Below are 13,975 nucleotides of genomic sequence, written 5' to 3'. Positions count from 1 at the left end.
CCCCGGCGGAGGCGGTGGCAAGTCGGGGTGCGGCCTCCGTTACCGCGTGTTTCGCTGGGGCGCATGAAGCTCGTACTCTTCGGCGCCACCGGCATGGTCGGCAGCCGGATCGCCACCGAGGCGTCCGCCCGCGGCCACCAGGTACTGGCGGTCAGCCGCTCCGGCCAGTCACCGGTCCCCGGGGTCACCGCGGCGGCGGCCGACGCGACGGACCAGGAGAAGGTGGCCGGCCTCGCGCGCGGCGCCGACGCGGTGGCCTCCGCCTGCGTACCGCCCCGCGACGGCAGCGACCCGCGCGGCCCCTTCCTCGCCCTGAACGAGGGCCTCGTCGCGGGAGTCCGCGCGGCCGGTGTCGGACGGCTCATGGTCGTCGGGGGCGCCGGAGGGCTTGAGGTCGCTCCCGGGCAGGTGCTCAGCGAGCAGCCCGGCTTCCCCGAGGCCTACCTCCCCGAAGCCCGCGCCCACCGCGACGTCCTCGCCTACTACCGCACCCTCGACGACCTCGACTGGACCTACGTCTCCCCCGCCGCCGAGATCGCCCCCGGCAAGCGCACCGGCCGCTTCCGCGTCGGCGGGGACCGGTTCTTGACCGACGACCAGGGCCGCAGCTTCGTCAGTGCCGAGGACTACGCGGTCGCCTTCGTCGACGAACTCGAGCAGGACGCCCACCCCCGCGGCCGGATGTCGGTCGCGTACTGATGTCCGGCGCATACTGACGGCTGTGAGCGGCCGCGGACTCAGACCGGTGCGCTACGGCGCCTCGGGCCGCTCCGTGCTGGACCGGCTGCCCGGCGCCGGGCGTGACCCCGACGCGCTCCGCCGTCAGCATCTGCTCCGGGTCGGCGGACGCAGTGTCGCCTGGGTGCCGCCGCTGCTGGTCCTCGTCACCATCCTGCTGGTCGACTGGTACACCGGCGGCGAGTTCCGGACCGTCTCCTGGATCGTGCTCGTGCCCGGAATCGCCGCCGCGATCTGCGGGGTGCGAGGCACCGCCGTGTTCGCGGTACTCGGCCTGGCCACCTACGTCCTCGCCGACCACGCCTGGCCGCGCCAGTACCAGACCGGCCTGCCCGACTTCATCCTCGTCGGCGTCGGCGGCGCCCTCGCCGTGCTGGCCTGCGCGGTACGGGTGCGCGGCGAGCGCCGCATGCTGCACATGAGGGACGTCGCCGAGACCACCCGCCGTACCCTGCTGCGCCCGCTGCCCCCGGGCTGGGGCGGCCTCGAACACGCGGCCGTCTACCTCGCCGCGGACGCCGTCGCCCGCGTCGGCGGCGACTTCTACGACATCCAGCCCGGCCTGCACGGCACCCGCGCCCTCGTCGGCGACGTCCAGGGCAAGGGCCTCGGCGCGGTGGAGGCGGCGGCCGCGCTGCTGGGCACGTTCCGCGAGGCGGGATACCACGAGCCGGAGCTCGCCACCGTCGCCGCGCGCCTCGACGTCCGAATACTGCGGCACGGGCTGCATCTCGGCGCCCTCGGCCGCGAGGACGTCGACCGCTTCGCCACGGCCGTGCTGCTGAGCTTCCCCGCCGGTGACCCGAGCACCGTCGAGGTCGTCAACTTCGGTCACGAACCCCCGCTGGTGGTCGGCCCGTTCGGGGTACGGTCCCTGCCGCCCGGGCACGGACTCCCGCTGGGGCTGGGCGAGTTGGCGGGTATGAAGGGCCCGCCGCCGACCCTGCGCAGCACCCTCGCGCCCGGCGAGACCCTCCTCATCGTCACCGACGGGGTCACCGAGGCCCGGAACAGCGCCGGTGTCTTCTTCCCCCTCAAGGAACGTGTCTCCGAGGGTCTCCTGGCCGATCCACGCACCGCCGATCCGGCCCGCCTGGTCGCCTACGTCCGCGACGGCACGCTCGCCCACTGCGGCGGACATCTCGCCGACGACACCACGATCTTCGCGGTACGGCGGGTGTGACATCACCCTTTGCAGCAGCAGAGGTTCGGCGGGGGTTCGGCAGAGGTTACGGTGCTGAGGTACGTAGTGATCGACGGTTCGGGGGAGGGCGTATGCCTGGGACGGTGTTGCTGCTCGCGGCCTCGCCGGTGGGCAAGGGGCGCCTGGTGGACGCGGCGTCCGTGCTGCCGGTCCTCGCGGCCGTCGCCCCGGGTGTCCTGTCCGGCACCGAGACCGCCAACGTTGTCGAACTCGCCGACCCGTTGGAGCCGCAGGCCGTACTGACCCGGTTGCGTGCCGCCGCGACCGCCTCCGGGCCGCTCACCGTGTTCGTCACCGGGCAGCTCCAACTCGACCGGAAACAGCACCTTCCGCATCTGGCGCTGGCCCGTACGACTCCGGCGACCGTCCGTTACACCGGGTTTCCCTGGGCCTGGGTCCGCGAGGAGTTGCGGCTGCGGGCACCGGGCACGACGACGCTGCTGCTCGATCTCCACGCGGACGCGGAGACCTGGCAGTGGCTGCGGGCCCATCCGCTCGACTCGGGTCGCACGAACGCCGTTTACGGTCGCATCGCACCGCCTCCTGCTCGGCGGGTGGTGGCTGTGCCGTCGTACATGAAGGCGGTCGCGACGATTTTGCGCAGCGGGTATCGGCCGGAGCTGGAGCAGTTGCATCAGCAGGCGTTGGGGAGGTTGGGGGCGGAGGGGTATGCGGATGTCGTGTTGTCCGCGGCGGGAGTGGGGGCGGGCGTCCCTGGGGGCTCCGCCCCCAGACCCCCATCGGCCCTGAAGGGGCCTCGTCCTCAAACGCCGGACGGGCTGAAAAATGAGGGGAATTGGGAGGCCGACCGGCGTCACAAGAGTGACAGCGACCCGCACATCGCCGTCGCCTCTGCCGCCCAAGACGGCCGTCACGCCCACGCCGACGCCCTCGCCGCCGAGCACGAGCAAGCCGCCGTACGGGCCCACGGGCGGGGTTCCGAGGAAGCGCTGCACTGGACCGAAGTCCGGGCAGATCTCGCGATGTTGGCCGGGGAGCCGGTGCGCAGTTGCCGGGCTTGGCTTGCGGTGGCCGGGGCGCGGCTGGCGGCGGGGCAGGCAGCCGACACGGCCGCCGTCGAGGCGGCAGTCGACCGTGCTCACCATCAGTGGGGCCAGATCCACGACCCGGCCCCCGCTCGCGAACTCGGTCTCGCGCTGGCGGAGTTGAGGAGTCGGGTCCCCGGGCGCCGCGCGGGCGCCCTGGACCACGTACAGAAGCAGCTGCTCCAACTCCAGGCGCAGGGCTAGTCAGGTCAGTTGACGGTCAGGATCTCCAACGCGCCTGAGACCAGGGTGCGTACGCCGGGCACGATCGTCGACAGGTCGGGGGCGAACTGGGGGCTGTGGTTGCTGGGGACCGCGTGGAACTTCTCCATCAGGTCCGTGCCGGGGGCCGCGTCCCACACGTCCGCCGAGGTGCTCGTCACGAACCAGTAGGAGTACGGCACCCCGTCCGGAGCGAGGAGGGGGAAGTCCTCGCTGCCTGTTGCCGGGCCGGGGTCGAAGACCGTGCCCGCGCCGAGGACCTCGGTGTGCACGGCGGCGATCCGGCGGTCGGTGTCCGCGTCGTTGACCATCGTGGGGAGGCTGGTGCCGATGGTCACCTCGGGCTCGCGCGGGCAGCCCGCGGCGAGGCACTCGCCGGCCGCGATACGGCGGATCGCGGCGATCATCCGGTCCCGTACGTCGGCGGACTGAGTGCGCAGGTTGAGGGCGATCCGGGCCTCGGCCGGGATGATGTTGTGCCGGGTGCCGGCCTCGATGCGGCCCACGGTCAGGACGGCGGAGTCGCCGGCGGCGATCTCGCGGGAGACGACCGTCTGGAGCCGGGTGACGAGGTACGCGGCGGTGACGACCGGGTCGACCGTCGTCTCGGGGCGGGAGCCGTGGCCGCCGCGGCCGTGGACCACGATGTCGATGTCCGTCGCGGAGGACATGATCAGTCCGGGCACGTGCGGGTAGAACCCGGCGGGTCCCGGTGCCGCGTGCTGGGCGAGCAGCACGTCCGGGCGCGGGACGCGCTCGTACAGGCCGTCGGCCACCATCGCCGCCGCGCCCGCGCCCGTCTCCTCCGCGGGCTGGCCCACCAGGACCAGCGTCCCCGACCAGGTGTCCCGCCCGGCGGCCAGCGCCTGGGCGGCACCGGCCAGCCAGGTCACGTGCAGGTCGTGCCCGCAGGCGTGCATCACGCCGGGGACCGATGACTCGTACGACAGCCCCGTCTCCTCCTGTACCGGCAGCGCGTCCATGTCGGCGCGCAGCAGGACGGTCGGGCCTTCGCCGTTGCGCAGCACTCCGGCGACGCCGGTGCCGCCGATGCCCTCGACGGTGTCGTAGCCCGCCTTCGTGAGGCGTTCGGTGAGCTTGGCGGCCGTGCGCTGCTCGTGGCCGGACAGCTCGGGATGTCTGTGCAGGTCCCGGTAGAAGTCCTCGAGGTCGGCGACCGGGAGGTCGGCGGTGAGGTCAAGTGCGGTGCGCGCGGCGGGGGAAGAGGTCACGAGGGCAGGGTATGCGGGTCGTATGTGCGTGCGGGAGCCCCGGCGGGACGGGGGAGTTGTCCCGCCGGGGCGGCCCCGGGGTGGTCTCAGCGGGTCACTTGGTGCCCACCCTGATCGCGAGGCGCAGGATGTTCGCGATCGCCTGGAGGGTGTCGAAGTGGTAGCGGCCGATGTTCGGGGTCGGCCGGGTGTGCGGGTTGTTCAGCCGGTTCTGGAGGTTGTTGCCGAGGGTCTGCCAGTTGTGGATCAGGCCCTCGTCGTCGTGGTCGAACTGGTAGCCGTTGTTCTCCGTGATGGCGGCCTCGATCCGGTCGGAGATCGCGTTGAAGCGGGCGCCCTCGGCGATGGCCTCGACGTAGAACAGCAGCGCGCCGGCCCGCTGGGCGCCCGTGGAGTTGGCGGCGGCCAGGATGCCTTGGTTGTAGGCCATCCAGGTGTAGGAGAAGCGGGGGCTGCGCACGGTCTGGTTGGCGTACGCCGTCATGGAGGCGTAGCTGCCGCCGAAGGGGAGCGCCACGGAGCGGGGCGCGTTGGTGGCGGTGCCGGCGCCGGGCCAGTGGCTCAGGGTCGCGTCGCTGAAGTGGTAGTACGTGTTGGTCCCCGGGACCAGGTAGCCCTGGACGTACAGGTCGTGGGCGCGGAGCAGGATGCGGATCGGCGGGTGCTCGCTGCTGCTGATGTTGACGGTGAAGTAGTTGTTCCGCTCGTCGTTGCTGACCTGCTGCCTGCTGGTGCCGCTGGTCGTGGTGCTGACCGTGGTCCACGTGGTCGCGGCGCGGTTGCCGTAGAGGACGCTCGACTCGGCGCTGCCCCGGACCTCGTCGATCATGCTCCGGTACGAGGACTTGCCGCTGTTCAGATACCAGTCGACGTCGTCGTTCTGGTCGATGGCGTGCGCCTTGGCCGCGCCGAAGGGGGCCAGCAGGCTCAGCAGCAGCGCGATCAGGACGGTGCCGGCGGCGGCCAGCGGGGTGCGGGCGCGACCGCCTCGGGGGTGCGCGGAGAGGACGGGACTACTCACGATCGGGCTCCAGTCGTTCGGTGTGGGGGATGCCACCACCGACGTTCGCGACCGGAAAGTTGATTGGCACGTCCCTCTCACCAGAGCAATCAATCCCGGATTGCGAGCGAGGGACGGTTTTGCGTCACCCACCTGTCACCTGGGGGCAACCGGACCGTTCCCTGGCCATCCGTATGGTCATCGCTCCTGATGTCGCTTTCGCGAGGTGTATGGAGGTACGCGCATGGGTCGTCCCGAGCGACCGGTCGACCCGGCGGCCGGTGCCGTGCAGGGGCTCGCGCACGCGCTGCGGGAACTGCGCCGCGCCGCGGGCGGACCCTCGTACCGGACGATGGCGAAGGCGGCGGGCTTCTCGGCGACCACGCTCTCCCAGGCCGCGGCCGGCGAACGGCTGCCGACGCTCGCGGTCGTGGAGGGATACGTACGGGCCTGCGGGGGCGACCCGGCGGAGTGGGGCCCGCGCTGGAAGGAGGCCGAGGCGGAGGCAGAGGCCGAGGCGAGCCGGGCCCGCGCGGCGGAACCCGAGGACGTCGGCGGCCCGGCGCCGTATCGCGGACTCGCCCGGTTCGAGCCGACCGACCGGCACCTCTTCTTCGGCCGCGACCGGGTGGCCGCCGAGGTGAACGGACTGATCCGCGACCACCGTTTCGCGGTGCTGTTCGGCCCCTCGGGCAGCGGCAAGTCGTCCCTGCTGCGGGCGGGACTGGTGGCACGGCTCCAGGCGGAGATCGCGGCCCGCGCCTGCCCGGCGACGCTGCGCATCCTCACCCCCGGACCGACACCCGCCACCACCTACGGGCAGCTGCTCACCCCCGGCCCCGAGGAGCCGGAGAGCTGGGTGGTGGTGGACCAGTTCGAGGAGGTCTTCACGCTCTGCTCGGACGCGCGGGAACGGTCCCGTTTCATCGACCTGCTCCTGGCGGCCCGCGCCCCGGACACCCGGCTGCGGGTACTGGTCTCCGTCCGCGCCGACTTCTACGCCCGCTGCGCCGAACACCGCGGCCTGGCCGACGCGCTGCGGGGGGCCGCGCTGCTGCTCGGTCCGATGACGGCGGAGGAGTTGCGGGAGGCGGTGGTGGGCCCGGCCCAGGCGGTCGGCTGCATGGTCGAGCGGACCCTGACCGCCCGCCTGGTGGAGGAGGTCCTCGACGAACCCGGCGGCCTGCCGATGCTCTCCCACGTCCTCCTGGAGACCTGGCGCCGCCGCCGGGGCCGCCTGCTCACCCTCGCCGGTTACGAGGCCGCCGGCGGGGTGCGCGGCGCGATCGCGGCGACGGCGGAGCAGGTGTACGGAGACCTGTCCCCCGAAGAGTCCCGCGCGGCCCGCCACCTCCTCCTCCGCATGGTCGTACCGGGCCAGGGCACCCCGGACACCCGCCGCCCGCTGACCCGGGCCGAGTTGGCGGAATGGGGCGACTCCGAGGTGCCGGTGGTCCTGGAACGCCTGACCCGGGCCCGCCTCCTGACCGCCGACGAGGAAGGCGTCCAACTCGCCCACGAGGCCCTCATCACCTGCTGGCCCCGCCTCCACGACTGGATCGAACGGGACCGGGAACGGCTCCGCCATCACCGAATGCTGACGGACGCGGCACGCACGTGGCTGGAGCACGACCGGGATGCCGGGGTGTTGTACCGGGGGACGCGGTTGGCGCGGGCGGAGGAGTTGTTCGGCGAGTGGGTGGGGGATCGGGCGGGGGGTCGTGGTGGGGGGCGTGGGGCCGGTTGCGCCGGCGGCGACGCGGCTGGTCGTGCGGGCGGTCGTGCCGGGGCTCGTGCGGGCGGTCACGTCGGCGGCGACGCGGCCGGTCGTCCGCGCGGGCACACGATGGACCGCGCCATCGATCCTGCGGCCGACCTCGCGACGGCCCCCGGCGCCGACCTCGCAGCCACCCCTGCGACCGCCCGGGCAACCGACCCCGCCTCCGCAACCAACCCCGACCCCGCGATCACCGGCACCCCCGACCCCGCCCTCGCAATCACCCGCACCTCAGATCTCGCCCTGACCACCCCCGAGCGAGCCTTCCTCACCGCCGCCCTCGACGCCCGCGCCGCCGAGCAGCGAACCGCCGCCCGGATCAGCCGCAGGCACCGCGTCCTGACCGCGTCGCTGTCGGCCGTGCTCGTGGTCGCGGTGTTGTCGGCGATCGCCGTGTGGCAGGAGCGGGACAACAATCTGCGGGCGCGTACGCAGAGCGCGGCCCGTCGGGTCGCCGACGTGGCCGACGGTCTCCGCACCACCGACCCGCGCACCGCGCAGCAACTCGGCGTCGCAGCCTGGCGCACGGCCCAACTGCCCGAGACGCGACGCGCTCTGCTCGGTTCGCTCGCGCAGGTGGAGACGGACACGTTCACCGACCCCGCGCCCGGCGAGGACACCCTGCGCGTGCTCACCGACGACGGCCGAACCCTGCTCAGCACGAGCGGCCGTACCTGGCACACCTGGGACGTGACCACCCACCGCGCCACCGGCTCGGGCCGGACACCCACCGGCACGGTGACCGAGGTCGACGCCTCCGCCCATGTCCTCGGGGTCACCGACGGGGCCGGCGGCCTGCGGCTGTGGAACACGGCCACCGGACGCTGGTCCGGGCCGGAACTGCACGACGTCGGCAACGCCCACTTCACCGGCGACGGCCGCTCCCTCCTCTCCACCGAGGGCGACCAACTGCGGCTGCGCTCGGTGGCCGACGGCCACGTCACGTTCGAGGCGCGGGCACCGGACGCGGCCCTCACCGCCGTCAGCCCGGACGGTCGTACGGTCGCGGCCTGTTCGGCGAACGCCGTGCACCTGTGGGACATGGCCAACTCCCGCTCCCTGCCCGGCACTTGGCAGCAGGACTCCGGCATCTGCGACACCGACACCCCCTTCCTCGCCCTCTCCGGCGACCGTCTCGCCGTCGCCACCGGCACCGGACTGCGCGTCTGGGACACCGGGACGGGCCGTGAGGTCGCCGACCTCCACGACACCGGGGTGCAGTCCGCGTCCTTCAGCCCGGACGGCGCCTTCGTGGCGACGGCGGACGGTTCGGAGCTGCGCGTCTGGCGGCTCACGGACCCCGGCGCCCCCGTCTTCCGGCACGCCCTCAACAACCAGCACCTCTACGGCGGCCTCGTCTGGGACCACGACGGCCGGACCCTTCGCTACCTGGAGAGCGGCACCGTCCACACCCTCGACCTCGGGGCCGCCGTTACCTCCGACTGGAGGCCGTCCGCCCTGAACGACGTCCGGTTCAGTCCCGACGGCCGCACCTACGCCACCACCCGGCGCACCGCCCGGCCACTATCTCTTCCGCCTCTACGACAGCTCCGACGGCCGTCTCCTGCACACCTTCCCGCCCGTCGCCGTCCCCGTCTCCACCGACCCCGCCCTCCCGACCGTCCCCGCCGACACCCTCCCCCTCATGGCCTTCGGCCCGGACGGCACCCGGTTCGCGTACGGCGTCTCGGCGCCGGGCCGGGAGGCGGTGTCGCAGGAGTTCGGGGTGTGGGACGTGACGCGCGGGAGGTCCGTGGCCTCGCTGGACCTGCCCGGCGCGGCGGTCGTCTCACTCGCCCTCGGTCCGAACGCCGACCACACCCTCCACGCGGTCCGTGACACCGCCGTCGGCCAACTCGCCGACGAGACATGGGACTTCGCGCGCGACCGCAGGACCTCCGTCCTGACCGGCGTGACCGGCTCCCACCTCGCCGTCCGCCCGGACGGCGCGCTCCTCGTCGGCGAGGGGCGCGTGGCCGCACTGCCCTCGGGCCGCTCCACCGGACGGGACCTCGTGCAGGGCGACGAGATCGGCGCCCTGGCCTTCACCGCCGACGGCTCCACGCTGGCGGTCGGCGACCAGACGGGCCGGGTGCACCTGTGGGACGGGGGCACGGGTGAGGGCGGGGGAAGCGGTGAGGGCGGGGCTCTCGGCCGCCGTACCGGCATCCTGCGCAACGTCTTCCCCGCCCCCGTCGGCACCACCCCGGAGGGCATCGCCGCGCTCGCCTTCAGCGCCGACGGCCGTACCCTGGCGGTCGCCGGTGACGCGGGCAGCCTGCAGCTCTGGGACGTGGGCACCCAACAGCCGCTCAGCAGCGCCCCGTTGACGACTCCGGGCGAGGCCGTCACGTCCCTCGCCTTCAGCGCGGACGGCAGCACGCTGTTCGCGGGCAGCGCGCACGTCCCCCTCCAGCGGTACACCGTCGACCCGGAGCGGGCGCGGGCACAGGTCTGCGCGAGGACGGGCAACGCGGAGCTGACGCGGGCCCAGTGGCGGACGTACCTGCCGGACGCGTCGTACCGCCGCATCTGCTGAGGACCACCGGTCTCCACCGATCCTCACCCGTACGGCCCAGCCCACGCGGCCACGCCTCCGCGGCGCTGCTCCACTTGTCGGTAACAGGGGGCCGGTAGTACCCAGCAAAGGAAGTGCCGCTCATGGCTGTCCCTGAATCCACCCTCGCCATCAACTTCACCCAGGGGCTGAACGACGCCTGGTCGAAGGTCGCGCAGTTCGTGCCCAAGCTCGTCGGTTTCCTGGTCATCCTGGCCATCGGCTGGTTCGTGTCGAAGATGATCGCCCGCGTCCTGGACCGGGTGCTGCGCAGGGTCGGTTCGGAGAAACTCTCCGAACGGGCCGGTACGGAACGGTACTTGCGGGACTCCAAGTACGACATGACCGGCATCGTCTGCAAGATCGTGTACTACGCGCTGATGCTGATCACCCTCCAGCTCGCGCTCGGCGTCTTCGGCTCCAACCCGGTCAGCACGATGATCAACGGCATCGTCGCCTGGCTCCCGCGCGGCATCGTCGCGGTGGTCCTGATCGTCGTCGCGATGGCCATCGCGAACGCGGTCCGCGGGATCGTCGGCAGCGCCCTGTCGTCGATGTCGTACGGCAGGATGCTCGCGACGATCGTCTGGGCCTGCATCATGGCGCTCGGCGTGATCGCGGCCCTCGGCCAGGCGGGCATCGCCACCTCGGTCACCCAGCCGGTGCTGTACGCGGCCCTCGGGACCGTCGCCGGCATCATGATCGTCGGTGTCGGCGGCGGCATGATCGCGCCGATGCGTCAGCGCATGGAGCGCATGCTGATGGCGGCGGAGCGCGAGACGACCAACGCGAGGGGCAGCCTCACGGCGTACCAGGCGGGTCGCGAGGACGCGATGACCAACCAGCCGGTGCGGGAGCGCACGGACATGGGGACGGACACCCGGCGTGGCATGGGGAACGGTATGGGGAACGACATGGGGACGGACTCGCGCCGGGACATGCCGGGATCGTCCGACATGTAGCGGTCGCCGGTGTAAGCGCAGGTGAGGTGGGTGATCCGGAGTTGATTGGCTCCTTGGGCGGGACTGTCCGATCAACTCCCCGGCGATGACGATCGGAGGCGTCGCCACCCGTCGCGGGTGGTGGCGCCGACCGACGTATCGACGAGGAGAACGACCATGAAGGTGTTCCCGCGCGGCCGCCGCCGACTGGCTCTGCTGGCGCCCGCTCTCGCCCTGGTGCTCATCCCCTTCTCCACGGGGACCGCCAGCGCCAACTCGAGCCCCGGCTGGGGCGACGACAAGCCGGACGTGCTCGCGAGCTGCAACCACGACAGCGGCAGCCGCAAGCCCGACTCGTGCCAGTACCACGAGGTCAACGCCTGGACCGCGCTCGGCAAGCGGCACCAGGCCAGCAACGTGGTCGCGAACTGCGCGGGCACCGACAACGGCACGTACGCCGTGAACTACAGCTACTCCACGAACACCTCGTACTCCTACGAGCAGGGCCAGAGCATCGAGGTCAGCGCCGGACTGTCGGACACCTTCGAGGCGGGCATGAAGGCCAGCTCGACGACCTCCGAGACCTGGACCCTCGGCAACACCCGCACCGCGAGCAGCACCATCACCAACACGATCCGCCCCGGCTACAAGGGCGCGTACTGGTTCGCGCCGTACGTCCGCCACTCGGTGGGCTGGCTGGAGGTCCACTACGGCAAGCGGGTCGACGGCCACTACTACTGGTACTACCCGGGCCAGGGCTCCTCGGGCATCCACATCGACACGCCTGTCGCCTGGTCGGACGGCTCACTGAAGGGCGAGCTGTACTGGGCCACGTGGAAGTGCTGAACCCGCACTACTCGGTGAACCGGACGGGGCCCGGCCATTGCGGCCGGGCCCGCGTTGGCCCTGGCTACCATGCGGTATGACCGAGCGTGCCGTTTACCACCGTCTGCGTGAGCTGCGCGAGCGCTTCACACCGCCGCCGGGCTTCACGTACCCGGAGATCAGCGGCGGGATGTTCGTCATGACGACGATCCCCTGTCGCCGGCACGAGGTCACGGTTGCCGACGTGCGTGATCAACTCGTTCCGCAACTGCCGGACGGTGTCGGTGCCTTCGAGGCCACCGTCACCGGGGACGAAGTCCTCGGCAAGCTCCGTGTCCCCGACCTTGTCGTCACCACGGGCGACGCCACCGTGCCCCTGCTGGCCGTCGAGGTCGTCTCCCCGTCGAACCCCCGCACCGACTACGAGGACAAGAGCCGCGACTACCCGGCGATGGGTATCCCGCACTACCTGATCGTCGACCCGCGTGACGGCACGTGGATGTACCACTGGCAGGTCGGCAGGCGGCGCGGTTCCCCGGAGTACGAGAACCGTTTGCGCCGGCCGTACGGGAACACCGTCACCATCGCGGGCGGGTGGAAGGTCGCGACCGGCGGTCTGCCGCTCTACCCGCGCACGGACGTGACGCTCGCGCCCGAGTGAGATGCCGGCAGGCGGTCCGCCGCCTTGGCCGGGTTTGCCGCTGCCGCGCCGATCAGGGCGGCTACGGCGATGACGGCGGCGCAGAATCCTCTGACGTAACGCGCGGACATACCTACCTCGCAACGACAGTGACGGCGACGGCAACAGCGATGAGTTAAGCACGCTTAATGCGTGCCTAACTTAGAGGGTCGGACCGTGCAACGGGAAGGGTTTCAAGGGGAGTTGAGCCACCGGAAACTCTTTTTCAGTCACCGCGGCGCTGCTCCGGCAGGAGTCCGTGCCGCTGCACCAGCCAGCTGATGGCGGTCAGCCTGCACACCGCGTAGTCGTGCCCGACCGGCTCCCGCCAGTCCAGCTCCGCGAGCGCGTCCAGGAAGCCGAGCGCGTAGTCCGTGAGGTCGGAGCGGTCCGGGGGCGGGGGCGTCAGATCCGGCCCGCCTGCCGACAGCCGTTCCCGCAGGTCAGCCACATGCTGATCCACCGCGGCCGTGAAGGCAGGCTCGAACGCGAACTCCGCGAAGCGGGGCCCGTACGCGCTGCTGATCTTGGCCAAAGGGGACATTTCTCCACGGTACGGCAGGCGGGCGCGGGTGAGTTACGTGATTCCCGTCACCGGGATGCGACGGAGTGGTTACGCTCGGCGACAGGCCGTAACTACTCGGAGGTGGCTGTCGCATGGTCCACGTTCGTCAACTCGACCCGAGCGCATCCCCGTTGGACTACTTCGGCTACGAAGCGCGTCGCTTGAGGGAAGCGGCGGGGATGACTTTGGAGCAGCTCGGCAAGGTGATCTATTGCACGGGCTCCCTGATCGGCCAGGTCGAGACGGCGGCGAAGGTCCCGAGCCGGGCCTTTGCCGAGGCGCTCGACGCGGCGTTCATGACGGACGGCTTCTTCAGCCGCCTGCTCGGGCTGGTCCTGCGCAGCCAGCTGCCGAACTGGTTCCAGCCGTACGCGGACATGGAGGCGAAGGCCTCCTTCATCTCCACCTATCAGTGCCAGTTGGTCTACGGCCTCCTCCAGACACCCGCGTACGCGGCGGCGCTACTGGCCGTCGACGAGCCGGACAAGGTCGAGGAGATGGTCGCGGCGCGGATGGAACGGCAGCGCATCCTCGAGAAGAAGCAGCCGCCCGCCGTGTGGGTCATCCTCGATGAGTCCGTGCTGTTCCGGATGGTCGGCGACCGCGAGGTCATGCGTACGCAACTCGCCCGTCTGGTGAGCTTTCGGGACAACCCCTGGGTCAATATCCAGGTGCTGCCGTTCTCCGTGGGCGCGCACTCCGGAATGATGGGCTCCTTCACTCTCCTGCGCTTCGACGACGACCCGGACATCCACTACTCCGAGGGCTACGACCAGGGGCACATGACTGCCAACCCGGACGTCATCAGGGAGCGTTCGGTCGGATACGCTCGCTTGCAGGCGGGGGCCCTCTCAGTGAAGGACTCGGCCGACCTGATCGCGCGCGTGATGGAGGAACGTTATGGAGACCGGGCGACAGACGACGACGTGGCGTAAGTCCAGTTACAGCGGTACCAACGGCGGTGAGTGCGTCGAGTGTGCCCCTCTCGGCACCGTGGAGTGGCGCAAGTCGTCCTTCAGCGGCAGCAACGGCGGTGATTGTGTCGAGGTCGCCGACCTCACCCCCTCCATCGCCGTCCGCGACTCCAAGAACCCCGGCGGAGCCGTTCTGACCGTCTCCCGTCGCCGCTTCGAGGACTTCATCAACTCACTCTCCATGTAACTGAGTTACTCGCCAGTCTGTAACTCGG

13 protein-coding genes are annotated in these 13,975 nt (G+C 71.5%); 10 read left to right on the top strand and 3 right to left on the bottom strand.

The window, feature by feature from the left end:
• The first annotated feature begins 63 nt into the window (after positions 1-63).
• The 3 genes from OO70_RS24935 to OO70_RS24925 all read left to right on the top strand — a co-directional run bounded on the left by OO70_RS24935 (position 64) and on the right by OO70_RS24925 (position 3,192).
• Positions 64-699 carry an NAD(P)-dependent oxidoreductase gene (locus tag OO70_RS24935; RefSeq protein ID WP_043675715.1) on the top strand — a complete coding sequence of 212 codons (636 nt, stop codon included), beginning with the start codon at positions 64-66 and terminating at the stop codon, positions 697-699.
• Between the two features lie 22 nt (positions 700-721).
• The gene (locus OO70_RS24930; RefSeq protein ID WP_051741582.1) at positions 722-1,921 is read left to right on the top strand and encodes a PP2C family protein-serine/threonine phosphatase; all 1,200 of its coding nucleotides are present in this window, start codon (positions 722-724) and stop codon (positions 1,919-1,921) included.
• A 92-nt stretch (positions 1,922-2,013) separates the two neighbouring features.
• Positions 2,014-3,192: a hypothetical protein gene (locus tag OO70_RS24925; protein ID WP_043675710.1), complete on the top strand. Its 1,179-nt coding sequence runs from the start codon at positions 2,014-2,016 to the stop codon at positions 3,190-3,192.
• Positions 3,193-3,197: 5 nt separating this feature from the next.
• Here OO70_RS24925 and OO70_RS24920 read toward each other — a convergent pair whose 3' ends face one another.
• Together OO70_RS24920 and OO70_RS24915 are read right to left on the bottom strand one after the other, a co-directional pair.
• Positions 3,198-4,442 (bottom strand): amidohydrolase, encoded by a 1,245-nt coding sequence (locus OO70_RS24920; RefSeq protein WP_043675707.1) that lies wholly within the window; start codon positions 4,440-4,442, stop codon positions 3,198-3,200.
• Positions 4,443-4,536: 94 nt separating this feature from the next.
• Complete coding sequence (locus OO70_RS24915; protein ID WP_043675705.1) at positions 4,537-5,463, bottom strand: ribosome-inactivating family protein; 927 nt, start codon at positions 5,461-5,463, stop codon at positions 4,537-4,539.
• A gap of 223 nt (positions 5,464-5,686) precedes the next feature.
• Here OO70_RS24915 and OO70_RS56135 point away from each other — a divergent pair, with 223 nt between their 5' ends.
• From OO70_RS56135 to OO70_RS24895, 5 genes are all read left to right on the top strand, one after another.
• Complete coding sequence (locus OO70_RS56135) at positions 5,687-9,058, top strand: nSTAND1 domain-containing NTPase (protein WP_234336922.1); 3,372 nt, start codon at positions 5,687-5,689, stop codon at positions 9,056-9,058.
• Entirely contained in the window at positions 8,973-9,758 is a 786-nt protein-coding gene (locus OO70_RS51835) for a WD40 repeat domain-containing protein (RefSeq protein ID WP_063749738.1), read from the top strand. The genes OO70_RS56135 and OO70_RS51835 overlap by 86 nt, the downstream gene beginning before the upstream one ends.
• A 122-nt stretch (positions 9,759-9,880) precedes the next feature.
• A complete protein-coding gene (locus tag OO70_RS24905; RefSeq protein WP_043675702.1) occupies positions 9,881-10,738 on the top strand; it encodes a mechanosensitive ion channel family protein in 858 nt (285 codons plus the stop codon).
• A gap of 156 nt (positions 10,739-10,894) precedes the next feature.
• A complete protein-coding gene (locus tag OO70_RS52665) occupies positions 10,895-11,563 on the top strand; it encodes a hypothetical protein (protein WP_051741564.1) in 669 nt (222 codons plus the stop codon).
• Positions 11,564-11,639: 76 nt separating this feature from the next.
• Positions 11,640-12,203 (top strand): Uma2 family endonuclease, encoded by a 564-nt coding sequence (locus OO70_RS24895; RefSeq protein WP_043675699.1) that lies wholly within the window; start codon positions 11,640-11,642, stop codon positions 12,201-12,203.
• A 244-nt stretch (positions 12,204-12,447) separates the two neighbouring features.
• On the opposite strand, the gene OO70_RS24890 is transcribed toward OO70_RS24895, so the two are convergent.
• Entirely contained in the window at positions 12,448-12,765 is a 318-nt protein-coding gene (locus OO70_RS24890) for a DUF6401 family natural product biosynthesis protein (protein ID WP_043675697.1), read from the bottom strand.
• A gap of 113 nt (positions 12,766-12,878) precedes the next feature.
• Between OO70_RS24890 and OO70_RS24885 the strand changes: the two genes are divergently transcribed.
• The gene (locus tag OO70_RS24885; RefSeq protein WP_043675694.1) at positions 12,879-13,721 is read left to right on the top strand and encodes a helix-turn-helix domain-containing protein; all 843 of its coding nucleotides are present in this window, start codon (positions 12,879-12,881) and stop codon (positions 13,719-13,721) included.
• Positions 13,687-13,947: a DUF397 domain-containing protein gene (locus OO70_RS24880; RefSeq protein WP_043675692.1), complete on the top strand. Its 261-nt coding sequence runs from the start codon at positions 13,687-13,689 to the stop codon at positions 13,945-13,947. Before OO70_RS24885 ends, OO70_RS24880 begins: the two co-directional genes overlap by 35 nt.
• Positions 13,948-13,975: the final 28 nt, after the last annotated feature.

The organism is Streptomyces xylophagus, assembly GCF_000716435.1.
In the GTDB taxonomy this organism is placed as follows: domain Bacteria; phylum Actinomycetota; class Actinomycetes; order Streptomycetales; family Streptomycetaceae; genus Streptomyces; species Streptomyces xylophagus.
The sequence above is the reverse complement of the archived record's forward strand: the minus strand, read 5'-3'. Positions and strand labels throughout refer to the sequence as shown.